This window comes from Planococcus sp. SSTMD024 (assembly GCF_041320495.1).
GTDB lineage: Bacteria > Bacillota > Bacilli > Bacillales_A > Planococcaceae > Planococcus.
In genome coordinates this window covers 809,906-830,714 of sequence record NZ_JBGGNS010000022.1, presented here as the reverse complement: position 1 = coordinate 830,714, position 20,809 = coordinate 809,906, and the positions used below count along the sequence as shown (strand labels likewise).

General features: G+C 47.3%; 9 protein-coding genes. 3 read left to right on the top strand and 6 right to left on the bottom strand.

The genetic code is table 11. From position 1 onward, the window contains the following. Positions 1-21: 21 nt before the first annotated feature. Positions 22-1,485: an O-antigen ligase family protein gene (locus AB9R92_RS12845; RefSeq protein WP_370669817.1), complete on the top strand. Its 1,464-nt coding sequence runs from the start codon at positions 22-24 to the stop codon at positions 1,483-1,485. Next, entirely contained in the window at positions 1,482-2,486 is a 1,005-nt protein-coding gene (locus tag AB9R92_RS12840; protein ID WP_370669816.1) for a GNAT family N-acetyltransferase, read from the top strand. The genes AB9R92_RS12845 and AB9R92_RS12840 overlap by 4 nt, the downstream gene beginning before the upstream one ends. Before the next feature lie 1,286 nt (positions 2,487-3,772). Here the strand turns inward: AB9R92_RS12840 and AB9R92_RS12835 are convergent. Then, positions 3,773-4,867: a bifunctional metallophosphatase/5'-nucleotidase gene (locus tag AB9R92_RS12835; RefSeq protein WP_370669815.1), complete on the bottom strand. Its 1,095-nt coding sequence runs from the start codon at positions 4,865-4,867 to the stop codon at positions 3,773-3,775. 607 nt (positions 4,868-5,474) lie between these two features. Between AB9R92_RS12835 and AB9R92_RS12830 the strand changes: the two genes are divergently transcribed. Further along, entirely contained in the window at positions 5,475-6,749 is a 1,275-nt protein-coding gene (locus AB9R92_RS12830; protein ID WP_370669814.1) for a hypothetical protein, read from the top strand. 130 nt (positions 6,750-6,879) lie between these two features. Here the strand turns inward: AB9R92_RS12830 and AB9R92_RS12825 are convergent, their stop codons facing one another. From AB9R92_RS12825 to AB9R92_RS12805, 5 genes are all read right to left on the bottom strand, one after another. Then, positions 6,880-9,345, bottom strand: a complete 2,466-nt coding sequence (locus AB9R92_RS12825; RefSeq protein ID WP_370669813.1) for a cell wall-binding repeat-containing protein — start codon at positions 9,343-9,345, stop codon at positions 6,880-6,882. Between the two features lie 357 nt (positions 9,346-9,702). Beyond that, positions 9,703-14,391, bottom strand: coding sequence for a cell wall-binding repeat-containing protein (locus AB9R92_RS12820; RefSeq protein WP_370669812.1), 4,689 nt, complete (start codon positions 14,389-14,391; stop codon positions 9,703-9,705). Positions 14,392-15,514: 1,123 nt separating this feature from the next. Next, entirely contained in the window at positions 15,515-16,228 is a 714-nt protein-coding gene (locus AB9R92_RS12815) for a hypothetical protein (RefSeq protein WP_370669811.1), read from the bottom strand. 16 nt (positions 16,229-16,244) lie between these two features. Continuing rightward, on the bottom strand, positions 16,245-18,506 hold the full coding sequence (locus AB9R92_RS12810) for a cell wall-binding repeat-containing protein (protein ID WP_370669810.1): 2,262 nt from the start codon (positions 18,504-18,506) through the stop codon (positions 16,245-16,247). A gap of 265 nt (positions 18,507-18,771) precedes the next feature. After that, positions 18,772-20,649 (bottom strand): LTA synthase family protein, encoded by a 1,878-nt coding sequence (locus tag AB9R92_RS12805; RefSeq protein WP_370669809.1) that lies wholly within the window; start codon positions 20,647-20,649, stop codon positions 18,772-18,774. Positions 20,650-20,809 lie beyond the last annotated feature (160 nt).

Genomic DNA, 20,809 nt, shown 5'->3' with positions numbered 1-20,809 from the left:
TTAATGCATTTGGAGGAAATTATGAACTTTTTTAAGAACGATAACGAAAAATGGTTTTGGCTCATCGCCTTGATTGCCATCATGCTAATAGGTTACACAGAGCTCGCCCTCATCGCCTATGCCCTGACAGCGGTGTTGTTCGCCTATTCATTCATCAATCCGAAACACGGCATCCTGCTGCTGTTCGTCTACATACCTGTCCGTGAATTTATTACGCAATACAATCCGGGGCTCAGTTATCTGACCGAAGCGCTCGTATTCGGTGCATTGTTCAAGGTATTCTGGATGAACCGCAAAACGATCGGGAATTTATTCCGCTTCAAGAATTTCGAATATGCCTATTTCGCTTTTCTGGCTATCGGTTCGATATCCGCACTCATCACGGGCATTAGCCCGGTCCTGATTGCGATGACGTTGCGCCAGTTCCTGCTCTTCTACCTTGTCTATTACGTCGTCTACAGACTCGGGATCACCCGCAAAGACTTGGTCAACCTTGTCTGGATTTTCATCTGGACGGCGATTCTCGTCATCATTCAGGCAATCACCGAGAAACTCTCCATCCGCAATATGTTCTTGCCGGAATCATGGGAAGCCATGGCACTGTCGGCGAAAAACCGCGTGCGCATCTACGGCATGCTCGGCAACCCGAACGTGCTCGGCATCTACTTGATGTTCGCGTTCATCGCATTCTATTATGCAAAACATAAATTGAAAGAGTTCAATCCGCGTTATATGGATATCCTGAATGTCCTGTTGGTCGGCATCCTTGTTCTGACGTATTCACGCGGCACGTGGTTAGGTTTCTTGATCGCTGCCGTCGCATTCTTGATCATGACGCGTAAAATGAGCGTACTCATCGACTTCGTGAAATATACAGCGATTGCACTCGTCCTTGTAGTGCTGCCATTGAATCTATTGACCAATTTCATTGAAAGCACCGACGTCGGCACCGAGAAAGTCACCAATATCCAGCAATTCGATGTCGGCGGGCAGTCCGGTTTCCGTGACCGCATCGGCAGCACGTTCAGTGAAGATACCGTCACCGGCAGCCAAAGTTCGGGCCGTTTGTTCATTGTCAAAACGGGCTTTGAAGTATTCAAAGACCACCCGATCATCGGGACAGGCTTTGCCACGTTCGGCGATTCCACCACCTTATCGAACGGTTCGCCAATCTATGATGAATACGAAATCGGGCATAAGTTCTACTCCGATAACCAATACATCCAAATCATCGTCCAAACCGGCGTGCTCGGCGTCATCGCCTTTGCCGCTTTCCTGTTGTTGATGCTTTGGCGCTACGGCAAAAAGCATAAAGAAAGCTATCTGTATTCCCTCACTGCCAGCATCTTGCTCGGCGCTTACTTCATGGGCCTTGTCTACAACTTATGGGAATCCGATATTTTCGGCCTGGCGTTCTTCGCGCTTCTCGCGGCTGCATCACGCCGGGAAGATTTCGGCCTGCGGGACGACGGTGAAACATTATGATCCGCCTGTACCAGCCGGGGGATGAAACCGGCATCAACGCCCTTTATGAAAAAGTGTTCGAAAAAAAACGGTCGCTTGCTGAATGGCAGTGGAAATTCGAGACCTTTCCGGAAAGCGCCACGATCGTCGTTTCCGAAGAAGACGGCCAGATCAACGGACACGCCGCTTTCTTGAAGCTCACGGCGCGCCAGCAAGGCAAAGAGCTGATGCTTGGTGAACGGGTTGACATCATGGTCGACCCGGAAGCGCAGGGCCGCGGCATTTACAAACAGATCGTTTCTCGCATGATCCAGGAATGTGAAGCCGAAGGGCTCGACATCCTATACGGCTTCCCTGCAGAAACGGCGAAACAAGTGTTCATGAAAGCGGCTGGCGGAAAAGACCTCGGGAACGTTCCACGCTTCCTCGCAGTCAATAAGCCAGGAGCATTGCTTGCAGCTAAAGTCGGCAAGTTAAAAGCGATCCAGTCGCCGATCGACAAAGCGTTTTCTGTCAGCGTCCCGAAAAAGAGCACGCATCATTTACGCGAACTCGGCGATCGCCTCGCAGTGGCGGAAATGTTATACGGCCGCTTTGAAAACCAGTACCCGCTTCATGCCAAGCGCAACGGCGGCTATATCCAACGCCGCTTTCTTGACCATCCGACGAAGGAGTACCAAGTGTATACCTTGGAGCAGAATGGCTATGCAGAAGGCTACTGCGTATTGCACGAGGAAACGAAAGATAACGGCGTCACGTTCGCGACGATTGTCGATTTGTTCGGACCGAACGATGAAGCCATCATTGCAGATCAATTGAAGGCCATCCGCCGCCATACAAAAGCGGATGCGCTCAATTGCTGGGCCGTGCCGGACAGCCCGCGCTACCGTGCACTGAAGAAAGCCGGCTTTTTCCATATCAATAGCCCGATGCCGTTTGTTATCAAGGATTTCACCGGCACGGGTTCTTATGACGAGCTGGCGGACTGGCATTTGTCGCAGTCGGATGTTGATTCATATTAATGCTTGCCCTTCTTCCGGAATTCCGTGAGGAGGGTTTTTTTATGGGTTGGTAATTTGGCGTGAAGATGCACAAGGAGATAGTGAGACGTTGTTTGTGGAATTATTACGAGGTTCTATTTTTTCTTCTTGGTAATATTCGCTGCCTTGCTTTGGATTGGCCTCTTGCCATAAGCCAATGAAATGGCGAAAGGAAGTTGAGCCATTTCATTTGCGACGCATCTGCGTAGCAGATGTGGGAGCAAGGTTTTTGATGTGATGCTTGAATAAAATTTGTATCTTCGGCGGCGGCTCACCCTTGGCGCCGGCCGGCTGAGAGATTTCGTTGCGTGTAGATTGTTTAGTTGGATCTGCTTCTTTAGCTAGTTCCCGGCTAGTGGGGGGAATCGCTTCCCGGGAGTTATGTGGATGAGATAGCGAGGGTTTGGTTGTGGAATTGTTGCGATGTTCTGTTGGTTCTTCATGTTAGTAGTCGCCGCCTTGCTTTGGGTTGGCCTCTTGCCATAAGCCAGGAAGAGCGCCTGTCTTATGGCGTCGGCTCACCCTTAACGCCGGCCGGCTTGAAGATTTCATTGTGTGAAGAGTGTTTAAGCAGTTCTGCTTCTGTATACGTTGCCGTCTAGTGGGGGAATCGCTTCCCGGAACGAAGATAAAGAGGGTTTGTTTGCGCCATTGTTGCGATGTTCTATTGGTTCTTCATGTTAGTAGTCGCCGCCTTGCTTTGGGTTGGCCTTTGGCACTAAGCCAGGAAGAGCACCTGTCTTACTGCGTCGGCTCACCCTTGGCGCCGGCCGGCTTAAAGACTTCATGGTTTCAGATGTGTTTAATCAAATCTGCTTCTTTAGCTAGTTGCCGGCTAGCGGGGGAATCGCTTCCCGCGATGCGGCGTCTGGTACCTAAGGGATCACTTCTAAATGATGCAAGTTAATTAACATGATGCATTTTCACATATAGAAATAAGTGGACAGAAGAAATTCTCTTCCACTCTAAAACTAGAGACGGAGTGGAAGGGGGCTGACGCCTGTGGGACCGCGCGGGCTGGCGAGCCAAGGTGGCGCGCTTTTTGCCACCTTGGCTCAACACCCGCCCCATACCCGGGCAGCTGAAGGCGCGACGTCCTGTCGCATCAGCTGCATGACCCGCATCCTGCGAGCCCCAAGCAGCCCCCTGCAACGCAGTCGAAAAGCGGAAGCTTTTCCAATCTATTCTTTCTCCTCGTTTCATTCCACACTTCCCACCCACCAAAAAAACAGGCACCCATTCACAATGAATGAGTGCCTGTTCTATATTTACTCGATAAACGCTTCATATGTATCCAGTTCGCCGGCTCCGATGACATGGCCGATAAAGTCTTCGTAACTGACGATGCCGAGTGCTGTGGCTTCATCGAACAGCTCCTGCACGCGCGTGGTGTCTGGATGGATTTCTGCGTTTTTGGTCGGGTGCAGTTTGCCTGAATGGTCGATGATCTTGCCTTCTTCATCGAAGACGACGTTCAGTTCACCGAGGTTGGTATCGTATTCGCCGGTCTGGACGACGAGTGTGTCGCCGATTTGGTTCGGCGGGTTGGTTGTGACATGCGAGTGGCCGCCGATGATGACGTCGATGCCTGGTACTTCTTCGGCCAATGTGCGGTCGTGCCCGATCCCGATATGGGTCAGTGCCACGATTTTATCGATGCCAATCGATTCGAAATGGGCGACCGCTTGTTTGGCCGCTTCCGTGTAATCGGAGAATGAAACATCTCCTGGGACCGTTACTACTTCTTTGTACTGAGTGATGCCGAATATGCCAATCTGCTCGTCCCCCACAGTTTGCACAAATCCTTTATTGATGCGGCCGTCTACAGGCTCATCTGTGTAACTATAGTCTGCAAAGGGCTCGAGGAATTGATCTTGGGAGAAGTCGACGTTGGCACCGAGCACCGGATGCGCCGCGTTTTTCACGTATGTGCTGAGCGGGCCGTGGTCGACCACTCCTTCGCCTAGGTCGAACTCATGATTACCGAGCACCATCCCATCATAATCGAGGTGGTTCATGAACACGGCATTGGCGAGTGAATCCTGCGCTTTTCGGCCGATTTCCCAGGAGGTTACATCCCCGGCCGATAGCAAAAGAGCATGCGTATGCGCTCCACGAATTTCCTCGATCAACGAAGCGCGCCGTGCGATATTGTCCATGACGGTATGGGTGTCATTCGTATGAATCATTGTCAGTTCGAACGGTTCCGGCGCTTCTTCCACCGTGGAGTCTGACGAAGCTGTTTCGTTCCGGTCAGGGGCTTCCGCGTCCCCGACCCCTTCACTTTGGTCTTTTTGCGGCCAAATCAGGAAGGCGGTGAATGCGACCATGATCGCCGCTAAAAATGTCACGATTTTTTGCATAGTTGTCACGTCCGTTTCCATAGAAGATCTCTATGCACAGTCTACTATAAAATATGGGAAAAATACGGAATCTCATGGATTTTTAACCATTTCTTCACTTTTCCTTAACATTGGTCAATGGTAGATGATGATTTTGCATTTCATGCTTCGAAACTAAAACCTAAATTATTCCATTCATTATTAAGTCCAAGCGCTTAAGGGTGGCAGCGTGAAATGACTTGCAATGCTAAATCATATGCTGCTCATTCTATATATGAGTTTTGGAAATTAATTACTTGATTTTCATTTATTTATTTTATTTTCTATTTTAGTTTATAATAGAGATATGATTGAAATGGAAAGGATTTTTTTATTGAAGCTTAAAAAGCGAGCGATTTGGTTCAGTCTTTTCGTATGTATAGGTTTGGTACTTATTGCGTATGCTCCCTTTACTTCAGGGAGTGAATTCCAAGTTACTGCAGGTGAAGAAGCCCTTCCCAGCACCGATACTGAGCAATCGCAAATAGAAGATATTAATCAAGAAGTGACTTCATATAATGTATCGGACCGAGAACAAAATGAGGCCAAGATCACCTTAACAACCCGGGAATTCCCAAATGGGGATCAGATGGTGTACCTTGAAGCGGAAACGGATGGATATCTGGAACCGATCGACTTCCAGCTCCCCCTTAGCGGCGAAAGTGATTTAGAGTATGTAGCGGATCAGACGGTTCCCGAATTGTATCCGCACCGGAAAGAGCGGAAACTTGAAGATCCCCTTTCGACGACACTTAAATACATCGAAAACGAAACGAATAGTGCGCTCCTTGGCACATCCGTTTATTTTAATGATATTTCCCACACTTATGAAAATGGCCAATTAAGCCGCGTCGTTGAATTCCAGCGGGAAGCGGATACCTTGGATATCAGTGAAGAGGGATGGAAAGTGACGATTGAGTTCGCTCCGGGTGAAGAAAAATTTTCAACCTGGCTGATGATATCAGAAGAGCCATTGATCACAAGCAAAAAACAATTTAAACAAGTCCACAAAATCGCTGCAGATGAATTCCGTTGGGTTACACCGGATACATTGTGGTCACATGGATTGAATGCCATCTTCCCTAAAACCGATCATGCCTTCGTCCGTTCCCTCGTCAGGCAAAGCGGAAGGGCCAGCGCGGTCATGTTGGAGACAAACCCTTCCCGCATTTGGGAAAATATCAATCGCCACCAATTCGCGACATTGGAAACCTCGCGGAACGAAGACGGCTTGTGGCATAGCGACTACACCAGCACTTGGCTTGAACGGGCTTATGATATTGGCCCTGAATACATCGATACGAGGCATAACGACAATATTTTCCGAGCCCAATTAAAACGCGCTGAACAATTGGGCTATGAGGCTTATGGACAAGAGCGCGCTGTTTACGCCGATTTTCTGATCGAGATGACTGAAGCGGGCTATACGATTCCACAAGGCCCCGGCTATTACCTGATGGATTATTTCGATATGCAGCATGATACCCACAGTTCCTTGAACCATGCACTTAGTTTGATGAATTACCAATACGATGCCTATCTCCATCTTGGGGATGAAAAATATCTTGAAAGTGCCGAGGATCAATTCGCCGCTCTTCTCCACACCGGAACGGATTGGGTGGATGAGGAAAACACGATCATTTACCAGATGCGGCCGGATGGCACGATGAGCGGCCAGGATTATAACCTGGTTACTTATTACGATTTGCTGTACACCAAAAAGCTGCGAAGCGAACTCGAGCTTGCCTCTTCGGAAACACTCGATTATTTGATTGAAGTAAAAGAACAAAACTTGCGCAATAAAGCGATTGCCATTGAAGGCACGCTTGAAAACGCCGAAGAGTTCGTGGGCTTAATTGAATAAATATAAAAAACGGAGCTTCCATTTTAGATGGCAGCTCCGTTTTTGTGATTTCAGTTAGAAAAAAGAATGCCGCTGGAGAACCGTATCGTTCCCAGCGGCATTCGGTTAAAGCATGGCAATACAGCTCAATTTACTCTTGGTGCAAAGCTTTGACAACTTCTGGTGACACTGCCAAAGTTCCGCCTGTCGTGAACACTGTGCCGTAGTAATGGGCTCTTGTTTCAACGGCTTCGTTTACGCTGTCTTGTTTCACAAGAAGCATCGGCGCATCATAAGCTGCTGCGAGGACGTTTCCAGTCAAGGCATCCGGGAAGTTCTGGCCGTTTGCAGCCAAGCCTTCTACAGCATCTTCAAATAATTGCTCCGCTACAGCTAGTGAAGTCAGGTAACGGTTTGCCCCGCTGACACGTGTGGCCGCTGGCAAAGCATCGGCTACGTTTTCAGATACGGCTAGAGATCCACCGATTACAGTAGTCGTTTCGTATCCTTCAAGCTCTTCTTCAATGACAGCCGGGATGCTGTCAGGGCGCGTCAACAAGATTGGCTTGTCGTTGATCGCTGCATAAGATCCAGCTGACAAGGCATCCGGGAAGTCTGTGCCGCTAACCACTACTGCATCAGTAGCATCAGTTTCCAATTCATTGGCGATCGCTACAGCTGTATCATAGCGCGTTTTTCCACCAACGCGTTCTACTTCCAAACCTAAATCGTCCAGTTGCTCAGCAACATCGTCTGACACCGCCAGGCCACCGCCCAAGACGATCGCTTTAGATGCGCCCAAACGTTCGATTTCTTCCGCTACCGCGCTTGGCAATGAACCAGAACGAGTCAATAGCACCGGTGCGTCTTCCTGGTCAGCCAAAGGTGCTGCCGTCAATGCATCTGCATACTGGTCGCCGCGAGCGATGACAACAGTATCCGCAGAATCCCATCCTTGTTTCGAAACGGCAATCGCTGTGTCATAACGGCTTTCGCCTGACAAGCGCACTTGGTTGATGCGGCGCTCTTCGTAAGGCTCTACGCCTTCGTCAGCGAAGGATTGTGCGTGCTCTTCGAACATTTCCCAGTCCGTGAATCCTGGCTCAGTCACACGGCCATCTTCGTAAGCTGCACCGAACATATCGTAGCCGTCGCCGCCTTTAGCCGTGAAGGAGTTCGTTGCGACTGTGTAAGTTTCTTCAAGATCCAACTCGTCGTAATATTCTCCGTTGTCCACGAAAACAGACAAGACGCGGTCGCCAACTGGCGCTTTGCCGTCATAGTTGAAGAACATGCCGGATACGTGAAGGAATCCGCCGTTCTCTTTCGGGTATTCACGGACGCTGTGCTCGAGTGCGTCTTTGATTTCCTGGCCCGTCACTTCCATGATGGCCAAAGCGTTACCAAATGGCATCACTGTCAAAATTTCTCCGTAAGTGATCGGCCCTTCGTCGATGGACTCACGAATGCCGCCGCCGTTTTGAAGGGCGATTGTCGTGTCAGGGTTGATTTGCTTCGCTTTTTCGAGCATGCCATCCGTGATGAAGTTCCCAAGGTTCGTTTCACTTGCCCGGACTCCGAACTCGCCACGTGTACCGTTGAGGAAAACATTCGCTTCAACGCCGATTTCCGTATCCTTCAATTCATCCACTTCTTCTTTATATGGCGCAAGGATTTCTGCCGCTTCAGCGTCTGCTTCTGCAGCTGCGACTTCATGGTGTTCGCCGACAAAGTTTGTGACGTTTCCATCTGCATCAAACGTAACATCCAATTGGCCAAGGAATTTATTGTACTCATTCGCTTGGACAATGACTGTATCTTCCACTTGTACCGGTGGCAATAATTTCGTATGTGTATGCCCTCCGACGATAACATCGATGCCTTCCACTTCAGCAGCAAGCGTACGGTCGTTGTCGACTGCCGCATTGTCATCGTAGCCGATATGTGTCAATGCAACGATTTTGTTGACGCCTTGCTCATCAAACCAAGCCACAGCTTCTTCAGCTGCTTCGAGATAGTTAGAGAATTCTATATCTCCTGGGCTTGAAATATCGGCAGTTTCAGCAGTCGTCAAACCAAAGATCCCGACTTCCTCGCCGTTCACTTCCTGTACGACACCGCTGTAAACTTGCCCATTCTCAGCTGTTTTCGTAAATGCCTCGCCTGCTACAAGCGGTGACATATTAGCATCGGCTGAGAAATCGACGTTTGCGCCAAGCAGCGGGAAGTCTGCCCCACCGACAAATTCAGCAAGCGCCTGGTGCCCTTCGTCACTTGAACCAAGGTCGAATTCGTGGTTGCCGAATACCATCGCGTCGTATTCCATATAGTTCATCAATGCCAAGTCTGCTTGCCCTTGGAATGTGTTGAAATACAAGGAACCTGAGAAGACGTCGCCTGCATCAAGCAATAGGCTGTTGTCGTTCTCCGCACGGAGCTGCTTGACCAATGTGGCGCGTTTCGGCGCATTGTCCAGGTTCGCGTGCGTGTCATTCGTGTGCATGATCGTTAACTCGAAATCGCCTTCAGCTGCATTCGCTTTTTGCGAATCGTAAATCCCGACGACTGTCAAAGCCAATGTTGTCGCCATTACAGAAGTGAAAATCTTTTTCGGCATTTCTACACCATCCTATCAATTTTTTTTGACGAACGTCTCTCAGGGCTGTATCTTTCCGACTATGTATGAAGACGTTTGTCCCTATTACCCATGATACTACAAAAGATTTCGAAGGTAAGTAAAATTTTGATAAATATTTCGAAAACGTTTACATTTTTTCTACTTTGAATAAATAATTTGAATTAATTCCATATAAAGGGAAAAAAGTTTAGTTCTTTTCGTACCTGCAATTGGTTAACTTCTTTTTATTCCTTATCCAGCTGATGAGTTTCTACTATTATAATAGTGATTTCATATAGCCTCCCTATAAAGCAAAACAAAAGCGGAGCGCCCTCAGGCACTCCGCTTTCAAAGGTCTTACTTATTGTTCAAGTATTCATCCAATTGCTTCAGGATTTCGTCGGATACGGCTTGTGATCCACCGATCACTTTCGCGTATTCAACGCCATTCTTCTGCAAGTGTTCGCCAAGTTCTGCTGGTACAGATTTTCCTACCAAGTAAACGCCAGTGTCATGTTTCGCTGCCAGAGCGCCGCCTGCTAGAGCATCCGCAAACGCTGTGCCTGTCGCGATGTACACTGTATCAGTAGGGCTGCCGAAGTATTTCGCCACTTCAAGGGACGTTTCATAGCGGTTAGAGCCCTTGATGCGGAACGAATTCGGAAGTTCAGCTGCAGCTTTTTCGCTGATGGCTTGAGTACCACCGATGATCAAGCTGTTTTCCGCGCCCATTTTCACCAATGCCGCTTTTGTAGCGTTCGGAACAGATCCTTCTCGTGCCAATAGGATTGGCGTGCCTTCAGAACCTGCATAGCTTGCTACGCTAAGTGCATCTGGGAAGTTCTCGCCACTTACGACGATCGCAGATTCAGATTTGCCAAATTTCTCAGCAATCTTAGCTGCAGTCTCATAACGGCTTGCCCCGCTGATACGTTCCACTTCAATGCCGTCAGATTTCAATTGCTTCACGACATCGTCAGAAATAGCGATTGTTCCACCTAAGACTTGAACTTTCTTCGCGCCTAGACGCTTGATTTCTTCATATGTTTCAGATGGCAATTTCGCTGTGCGAGTCAGAAGAAGCGGTGCATCCTGTTTCTTCGCAAGCGGTACGCCCGCTAGTGCATCAGCATAGCTATCTCCACGTGCAAGGACGACTGTGTCTGAAGAATCCCATCCTTCTTTGCTCAATTCCACTGCTGTGTCATAACGGCTTACGCCGGAAATGCGCTCAGCGCGAAGTTCAGAATCAGAACGGTCGATCTTCACTTCTTTTTCGATCTTGTTGCCAGCTGCGTCTTCTGCAACAACCGTGAACGTGTTAACACCAGGTGCCAAGTCGACTTTCGCTGTTACTGTTTTGCTGATTGGATCAGCCACCTTCAGTTCATCGTAGACATCTTGTGAATACAATACGTCGCCATCAAGTGACAGTTTCACCATATTGAAGTTATCTTTCACCGTAATGTCGAATTCCACTGATTCCTCATCTTGGTCAACAACGCCAGGAGCGTCGATGGCAAGTGTCGGATTCACTGTATCCACAAAAATTGGACGGATGATCGAAGACGTGTTGCCGTTGTAATCCGTCGCTTCGAACTTCACATCGTGGCGGCCAGTTTCAAGTTCGATTGTTGTATCGAAATCATAGCCTTTTTCACCTTTAGTGACTTCCACTTCTTTGCCGTTCACTTTCAATGTCTTCAAGTTTTCTTCTACTACATAACCTTTGACCGGTACAGTATTCGTTCCGTAAATGTTAAGAGCAGCTGGACCATCATTCGCTACGTAGATAACTGGTTTTACAGTATCATCTGCGTTCGAGATGGCATAGCCACCGTTGAATGCATGGTCGTAAACGTTCACTTGAATCAAGTCAGCTTCTGAAGCATCCAAGCCGAACTCATCAAGATCAATAACTGTTTCATCTGCATCGAAGTAGCCTTCAGCAGGCAAGCGTTTGCCGTCAACATGTACAGAGAAGAATGCAACGCCTACTCCTTCATCAGACAAAGAAACTTCCAATGTATTGTCGTCTTCATTCACCGTGACAGAAGCTTCCGGTGCAGTTGTATCGATGTAAACCGGCAATGATTTGCTCTGCCATTCTGCATCTTCGTAGTCAACTTTCGCTTTGTACTCATATTCATACAAACCGTCTGCTGCTACTTTACCTTTCACTTTACCGTCCCAAGCGCGTGCTTGAACGTAGCTTAGGAATGTACCAGATCCGCCGTTAAAGAAGTTCTTGCGGAGGTCTTTCTCGATATTGACCGTACGGACCTTCTCGCCTTCTGCATTCAAAATGTTTGTTTGCAATTCATCCGCGTTACGGAGCAGCGTGATGTTTCCGTTGATCTTATCGTTCAAGCCATCGCCGTTTGGAGATACCGGGTAAACCCATTCGCCGTCAACTTCCACTAGGTCGTAATAGTGTTTTTCACCCTCTTTATCGACTGTCGTATCGTCAGCGTCTTTAATTTTGTAGAAGTCATAATAATCCTGGTAGAAATGCGGCTCGTCTTTTTCTTCGACTCCGAAGGAATCAATGATGTCCGGACGGTCCCATTCACCGTAGAAGCTGATATATGGCAAGACCAAATCAGGGTTCGATGATCCTTCTTCAGCTGTCAATTTCACGAAACCTTCTACGAAGACATCTTCTTCAAGCGCTTTTGTGATGGCATTTCCGTCTTTATCAAGCCCTGGCACTTTGCCTTCGCTGATATCGACTGTCACTTTCACATCGACTGAGCCGTTAGCCGGTACAGTTACTGTTTCAGGAGCCGTGACTTTTGCTCCTTCAAGTGCGCCCGATTGGAGCAAGTTGGACGTGACAGCGCCATCTTCCTGGAACATATCGACTAGCACTGAAGTGTCGACTGCATACGTTGCTGCTTCATCGGACAAGTTTTCAGCTTTCAATGTGAACGAGAAGGAATCGCCAGTGAAGTCTTTGACATTCACTTTCGCTTCGTTCGTCGCTTTCTCAGTCACAACGACTGGCGTAGTGACAGCGCCGTTAAGCTGCATCATCCCTGCGCCTTGGCGGCGAGGAGAGATCGTGTCGCCAGATTTTCCGTGCGTGATATCAGCTGTGTTTAGTAGCAATACTTTTGCCAGGCGAGTACGTTCTTCCATTGAAAGGTTCTTGAACTCATCATGGTTTTTCAAGTATTGCTGGACCAGTGCCGCGCCGCCCGCAACGTGTGGAGCTGCCATTGACGTTCCGCTCATCACACCGTATTTGTCATTTTCAAGCGTAGATAGGATGTTTCCGCCTGGTGCAGACAATTCAGGTTTGAACTCAAGGTCCGGCGTTACGCCCCATGATGTGAAGTCCGTTGCACGGCCCACTTCAGGTCCAAGTTCTTCGCCTGTTTGTTCAACATCTGCGCCAAGTTCGCCTTCTTCAGCGAGTGCCGCTTCAAGCTCTAGACCGTCTTCACGGGTAATCTTCATGAACGGGATATCCCAGCCGCCTTGATCTTTATAGAATACCGGGCTGTCTGAGTTGTAAACGATGATGCCGATTGCGCCAGCTGCAGCTGCCCAGTTTGTTTTATCAACAAACGTATGTGCTCCGCGTTCAACGACAACCACTTTGCCTTCCACATCGATGTCTTTGTAATCTTCAGCAGATCCCAGTGCTTTCTCGTTTCCAGTCAATTCTTTCAATGAAACGACTTCGAAGTCATCGCCAGCAGTTTCAAAATCAGTCCAGTCATCCACGCCGAATCCTTCGACTATAAACTCATCGAATTCCACTTCGTGTGTGTAGTGGTTAACAACATTTCCAGTAGCTGCGACTTGGATTGTATCTTTGTTAAGCCCAGGAGAGCCAACCAAACCATAATCCGGGTTGTCATAATGCGGGTTATCGTAGCCGTAACCGATATGCCCTGAGTTACCAGCAGATACAGATGAAACAATGCCATTGTTTACAGCATTTGTGATGGCTTTGTCCTCTGCACTATCAGCATCATAGAATGAAGAAGTTGAACCTAAGCTCATGTTCAATACATCAGCGCCAAGTTTCACTGCATCATCAATCGCTGCCAAATAAATATCAGAGAAAGTCGACGGGAAGTTGACATCATTCGAGAATACTTTCATGCCGAGGAGTTGGGATTCAGGGGCTACGCCTTTCAAGCCGCCTTCTTCTTCGTCTCCGTTAGCGCCAACTGTTCCCGCTACGTGCATACCGTGCATGGAAGCACCTGGGCCATCGTCTTGAATTTCAGCGTTTTTATCATAATAGTTATAAGCATAAGGGACTTTGACGTTTTGATAAGCGCCTTTCAAGCCGTCTTTCGAGATTAGCCCGTCAACCTCAGATTTCGTCAAATCAACTTTTGACTCATCGGTGATGTTGAAATCTTTGTGGTCAGGATCGATTCCTGAATCGATGACAGCCACAACCATGCCTTCACCTTGGAATTTGCTGTCTGCCCATACTTGGCGCGACTGGATGAAATCGTGGCTCGTTGTCATTTCCGGGGTTGCTTCCGGTCTTTCGTATTCGTTAGCAATATATACGTTCTTAACGTTCGGCAAGTCTTTGATTTTCTCAACATCGCTGAATTTCACAACACCGCTGAAGCCGTTGAATGCCGTCGTATATTCGTATTGGGAATTAAGTTCGACGCCTTTGGAAGAAATGGAGTTCTTCACGCTTGAATGCGTTTTCACTAATTGAGTTTCAATCTGCTCTTTTTCTGCTTTAGCGAGCGTTTTGTATTGGACGCCTTTTGCAGATGCCACTTCAACTGCTGACTGGCCTTCAATTTCAACAATGACGCGAACTTCTTCGTTCGGGTCCAATGCATCTTTTTGAACCATATCAGGACTTTCTTGTCTCTTAAGCTGCTTGATCAGCTCTGCTTTTTCGTTGGATAGAACGTTGATTGCCTGCAGATCTTGCTCACTGGCTTTCTCTTTTTCACCAGATGTAGCACTTGCAGTCATCACACCGTTACTTGCAACCAAACCTGCGATCATAGCAACAGATACAAACTTTTTCCAAGTCTTTGAACCGTTTTGCACAATGTAGCCTCCCCTAGTGTTTTTTCGAGGAAATTCACCCTATGTATGTTTCCCACTTATGTACGTATTTCCTCACAGCTAAAATAGTAACAATAGTCATACAATTATGTCAATATGTTATTCGAATATTCTTGTGAATTGAATTAATGGAATTTAATAGAAATCATGTAAGCCTAAAAGATGATTGATAGAACAATATATTCCTGCAAATCGCATGTGCTGAAGGAACCTTTTCGCAAGATAAAATTTTCGAGTTACGAATTATAAGAGGTATTTATACCTAATATTATTGCATTCCTTCTTATCGATTTGTTTTTTCTAAAAACACTGGGTATAAATAACATGTTTTCTGTTAAAACTGATTATCAAAAAAAATATATTGTTTTTTTCTTGTATTTTTTTATTTTTTCCCCGTTTTCTTGCAATGCTCTTCATTCAAGGAGCTTATTTATGAGAGTTCAAGAGTGGTAATTCGGAAATGAAGATTTGGTCAAAGATTAGATGGTGAGTGTTTTAGTGTGGATATGTTCCAATGTTTTATTTATGTTTCTTGTTAGTATTCGCCACCCGGCTTTGGGTTGGCCTCTTGCAGTAAGCCAGGAAGAGCACCTGTCTTACTGCGTCGGCTCACCCTTGGCGCCGGCTGGCTGAGAGATTTCTTTGGGCGTTGATTGTTTAAGTTGTTCTGCTTCTTTATTCAATTGCCGGCTAGTGGGGGAATCGCTTCCCGGGACAAGTTTGAAACAGATAGTGAGGGTTTGCGTGTTAAACAGTTTCGATATTCGATTCGATCTTCATATTGCTTTTCGCCACTTTGCTTTGGATTGGCCTTTGACATTAAGCCAGGAAGAGCACCTGTCTTATTGCGTCGGCTCACCCTTGGCGCCGGCCGGCTTAAAGATTTCATTGTGTGAAGAGCGTTTAAGCAGTTCTGCTTCTGTATACGTTACCGGCTAGCGGGAGAATCGCTTCCCGATACTTGGCGTCCGGTACACAGGTGCTTACTTATAAATTTTCATCCCTCTTTTTCATTCAGTCTTCATGCCGCCAAAACTGAATAGCCTCTTCTCTTTCATCCTCACAAAAAAACCATCCACCAAGAGAGGCGGATGGTTCTTCGTTATTATTTGTAGCTCACCAATTCAACAACAGATTCCTGTTTGTCATCTCCGTTAGCGACTACTGTTTTTTCCTGGATGAATCCTAGGCCCGGCGCGAAATAACGCGTCATTGTCGTTACTTGGTCGGACGATTCGGATTTCAGGACTTGCTCGACGACTAATACGTCTTCAAATGTACCGGCTTCAGTTTCAAGCGTTTCGCCGTTTGATGTAATTACCCATTCGCCTTCTGCGCTGTTGGCTTCATCGATCATGGTAACCGGTGCGCTCATCGGCTCCAGGCCATTGATTGAAATGTTGCGCTCGCCTTCGAGTTCAGATGTTTCGATCAGCATGTTCATGGACGACTCTGTCCATTCCGTCACTTCGATCGTCGCAGCTTCGCCGAATGTGATTTCCTCGAGCACTTGGTTGCCGGACACTTCGAGCACTTCACGCGTCAAATCGAATTCTTCCACTTGGAACTTCTTGACGAGGCCAAGTTCAGGCATATAGAGCTGGATGCCTGTCGGGTCTGTCACTTCGACAGGTGCATCTTCAGGTGCGTCTTCAGTTGCTTCCACTTCTGTTTCAGTTGTTTCTGTTTCCGTGGCTTCGGTTTCGGTTGTTTCTGTGCCGCCTGTGCCGTTGTTAGCGTCTTCCGCAGAATCGGTCACAGCGGTGCCGCAGCCGCCAAGCAGGACGGCTGAGAGCAAAAGACCACTGAATTTCTTCATGTATATAACCACCTTATCATTTTTGCATTGCGTTAATCGTTGTTTTAATCGACGGGTTGACAGCGCCGCCAATGTAATATGTGCGGTTGATCAGTTTCTCTGTGCTGTGTTGTGTCAATGAATCCGTCAGGGTAGATGGCAATGATTTATCCGGCACCAGGAAGAGCGGTGCATTGTAACGTGCAGAGACTGCAGATGAGACAAGGGCATCTGGATAGTTCGTGCCGGTTGAGACGATCAAGCGGTTTGAGAGGAATTCATCTGCGAAGTAATCGATCGCAGCCGTCCCTGTTTCGTAACGCGTTTTGCCTGATAGGCGGCGAACGGCGTCAGAACCGATCTCACGTTTTACGGCTGTTTCCAATGAAGCTGAAACCGCAGTTGTCCCACCGACGATGACGACTTCATCACCGAAAGCTGTCTTCAAGCTGTTCGGCACGGCCTGTCCATTGCCCACAAGAACAATCGGCCATTTCTTGACTACTGCTATGCTGGCAGCAGTTAATGCATCGGGATAGTTATTGCCCGCGGTAACAAATACACCATCTGTAGCAGGCAATTTTTCATTGATTTTCTCATTTGTGTCATAGCGGGTTTGGCCAGATAAGCGTTCAACCGATAACCCCATGTTCTTCAGCTTGCTTTCTACGGAACTAGAAAGCGCAATCGTACCGCCCACGATAACCACTTTATTCGCCTTTAAGCGTTTTAGTTCTTGTTCCACGGCCGGAGTTAGAGCATCCGTTCTGCTCAGAAGTATAGGAGCATTGCCGTAATGCGCGGCCAATGGACCTGCTGATAATGCATCAGCATATTGGTTCGATGTAGCCAAAACTACTGTTTTCTGGCTCTTCGTGGACGCAAATCCGTTAGGGTAAAGCAACTTGGATACGGCAACGGCTGTATCGATGCGGCTCTTGCCTTGTACATCTTGCGGAGTATACGAATACTTGGTTTTATCGGTGTTCGTATAGATTACTTTCTTAGCCCATACGTCATACAATTCCGAGTTCGGCCAGTTGCGGGCGTAGTTGCGGGCTTCTTCGCGGTTGTAAAGATGGATCATTTCGCCTTTGTCTTTCGAACGGACGATGAAGTTTTTGCGCTTGAAGTTCGACCAGACAATATCGTTTTCTGCGGTCGACTCATCGATCACGGATCTCTGCGGTGTTTTTCCTGCATGCGCAATCGCTGCTTCTTCTTGGTAGAAGCGCGCCACTTCTTTATCGCTGCCGTCTAGGACAACAAATTTCTTCGGCAAATAATTCGACCAATGGATGATGCCGGTTGTCGTATGGACAACGCGTGTATTTTTCCATTTTTTCGCTTCGTTGATCGCTTCTTGTTCTGTTGCGAATAGATTATTGCTCATTTTTACGGATGGATGGTAAATGCCATAAACTAACGGGCGGTCAACCGGTTCAGGATCTGGTTTTGTGGCGCCGTCCACTTTTCCGGTTTTCTTATGGGTTACATAACTGCCTGAAACAGTTTTCGAATAATTCAAAGCATCCGTTTTCGACGTATAATGTTTGATCGCTTTGCCGTTTTTGTCGTTGACGACATACACGTTGAAGAAATCATCTACGCCTTTTGCAACATTCGCTGCAACTTTCTGTTGGAACCAAGCTTGCTTGATCATCGCTTCTTCTGTCGGGTTGGACATATAGCCTACTTCAAGAAGGACAGCAGGCATGTTTGCCGTACGCGTTACGTAAAGGCTGTTCGCGACGATGCCGCGGCCTTCCTTGACGCCTGAATTGATGACTGCGCGGTGCGTGTTCGTTGCCAAACGGCCGCTTTCCGGCGAGTAATGGCGCTGCAGTACTGATGGTGGATATGACGAACTCGCATATCGATTGTCGAAGTAATACGTTTCGTATCCACCGTATGTAGGTGAACTTGTCGCATTATGGTGCACGGACATGAAAACGGTATTGTCATTATTTCCGCTCGCAATCATGCCGTTTGCGACTTTCATCCGCTCGACGAGATCCGCACTGGATGAAATGCGTGAAAACTGGACATCGGATGTTCTGGTCATGTGAACGACAAATCCTCTTTTCTCTAGTTCGGATTTCAGTCGTTTCGACACTTCCATATTGGCGTGTTTTTCGTAATAGCCGGTCCGGTTTCCTGAGTAACCGGCCGTTCCGCCATAAGCTCCGCCGTGTCCCGGGTCTAAAATAACAGTTGGTTTACCGGCTGCCGAAGCAGTCCCGGTTCCCATTCCAATGGCTAGCAGCAGCAACAGCACGAACAAAAGTTTCTTTTTCAATGCTACATTCCCCTCTTTCTGACCTAATAGTACGGGGGAAAATTAGGAGAAACAAGAGAATTTTACAATATTTTCATAAAATGATTCTTTATACAGAGTTTAAAAGTGAATTTTTCAGACTTAAAGATAAAAGTCTTATATAAAATACGAAAAACCACTAAATTGTATACATAATTTAAATCTATTTACCCACTATCTTTTTATTGATTATGCAATAAATTTGCATTATCATTCGTAATTTTGAATTAAAAAAACCGGAGAAGAGTTAACTCTCTTCCACGGTTTCCACTTCCTCTTCGCCTTCGTCTAGGAAATTACTCAGCAAGGCATCGGAATGATTTAAGATTTTCAAGGCATTTTCTTGTTGCTGTTCAATGATTTCTGCTTCCGGTTCGATCCGCTCCATCGTATCGAAGTCGTAATAACGTTCCGGATATCTGGCATTTTGCCCCAAATACATATGATCGCCCGTGATATAAGAACCCCCCGGCAAATAATAACGCACTGCGAGCAAGTTATTCTCATACTGCAGCATATTGTGCCCGACCAATGGAGATTGAGGTTCGAATCCCATCAAATTCATGATGGTCGGCATCATGTCCACTTGCCCGCCGAAATTCGAATTCACTTCCGATTCGAATATTCCTGGCGCAGCAACGATGAATGGCAAAAGGAACCGATCTTTCAAGGAGTAAGTATGTCCGAGCAAGTCGGCCATTAGTTCATTATCCGTTTTTGTCATCGGCCGGCCGTGAAGTCCTGAATGGTCGCCGTTAACAACGATCAGCGATTCTTCGTAAATGCCTTCTGTTTTCAGGAAATCGATAAACTCCCCCACCGCTTCATCTGCGTAGCGAATGGATTGCAAGTAATTGCCTGTGTAAGTGTCCACGTATTCTTCCGGCAACTCCAAATACTTGTCTTGTTCACGTACTTCAAATGGCGTATGGCTCGTGACCGTCATCAAGTTAGCATAGATTTTTTGGCCAGATGCAATCTGTTCGCGTACTTCATCTTCTGCAAACTCAAACATTGTCCGGTCAGATGGCCATAAGCCAATCATGTCTTCATTCGGGATTTCATCACTCGTATACGCATGATCAAATCCAAGCGATGGATATAATTCCGCGCGATTCCAATATTCCAGCTTGTCCGCATGGTAAGTTGTCGTGTAATAATCACGGTCATTAAGCATGTTGACAAGCGATGGCAACGGGCTGCCGTTCAAGTAATTGACTGTCGGATCCAAGCCTCTCGGCAATAGCGACATATGCAAAAGCCACTCGGCATCGGACGTATTTCCTGCGCCGATCTGTTGGAACATGCGGTCGAAATACAGGCTGTCCCCCAGCAATTCATTGAGGTTCGGCGTCAATTCCTGGCCATTGATCGTTTGGTTAATGGCGAAGTTCTGCAAAGATTCCACTTGGATGACGAATAAATGGCGATCTTCAGCAACGCCGAAGCGATCGTGTTCGGTATAAGGCACAAATTCGTTACCTTTCAGCTTGGCCAATTCTTCGTCCGATAACAGATGCATTTGGGCCGAGGCACTGTTTTGCTGTGCCGCTTGAACCAACTGCGTCTGGACAAAGCCTTGTTCCTTGGCGAATAAAGTCATATCCAAAATCGGCTTTTGGAGCGCCACCACTGTCGTCACCACGCTCAGCACCAATAGCACAAAAGCAGCTACACTGATTTTCTTGCGGTTTTTCATTGCCAGCGGCCGGTTCCAATACACAATGAACAAAGCTATGTATACGATGACATCTGCAAAGAACAGGAAGTCGAGCGGCGCATACAGTAAGCTGACCGTTTCCATGACCGACCCGGCTTGATCGCCTTGCTGCAAGTCAAAATAGCTTGGCACGGTCTGGAAATAGCGCTCATACCAGACGATCGACACAAGAAGCGCCGACACAAACAAATTATAGACTAACGCCACAAGCGGACTGACCCGCCGCAGCACGACAAACAATAGCACCGGCAAGAGCATAAATACCGGAAAATCGATGGCCACCAAGCGCAGCCAGGAGACTTCACCATAGACCAGGGTACGGAATACCCCCAGCTTGATGAGCAGAATGACGGATAGAATCACTAATACAAGCAACGGGGAATTAAGTTTTTTTGTCTTTTTCATAATAAACACCTCATAATCAATAAATCCATCATAGCATTTTTATTACAATTATTACAATAGAGCTAATATTAGGTAAAGACGTCAGACCACTGGGAAAGGTTCCCCCATTCCCTCCCGCTCCTTGAGGGGCATGGGATCGCTAGTTTTTTTAGATATGTTG

Excerpts from the sequence above, each read along its gene's own strand:
- AB9R92_RS12825 (WP_370669813.1), bottom strand. The coding sequence starts at position 9,345 with ATGCCGAAAAAGATTTTCACTTCTGTAATGGCGACAACATTGGCTTTG.
- AB9R92_RS12815 (WP_370669811.1), bottom strand. The coding sequence starts at position 16,228 with ATGAAGAAATTCAGTGGTCTTTTGCTCTCAGCCGTCCTGCTTGGCGGC.
- AB9R92_RS12845 (WP_370669817.1), top strand. The coding sequence starts at position 22 with ATGAACTTTTTTAAGAACGATAACGAAAAATGGTTTTGGCTCATCGCC.
- AB9R92_RS12840 (WP_370669816.1), top strand. The coding sequence starts at position 1,482 with ATGATCCGCCTGTACCAGCCGGGGGATGAAACCGGCATCAACGCCCTT.
- AB9R92_RS12805 (WP_370669809.1), bottom strand. The coding sequence starts at position 20,649 with ATGAAAAAGACAAAAAAACTTAATTCCCCGTTGCTTGTATTAGTGATT.
- AB9R92_RS12830 (WP_370669814.1), top strand. The coding sequence starts at position 5,475 with ATGGTGTACCTTGAAGCGGAAACGGATGGATATCTGGAACCGATCGAC.
- AB9R92_RS12835 (WP_370669815.1), bottom strand. The coding sequence starts at position 4,867 with ATGCAAAAAATCGTGACATTTTTAGCGGCGATCATGGTCGCATTCACC.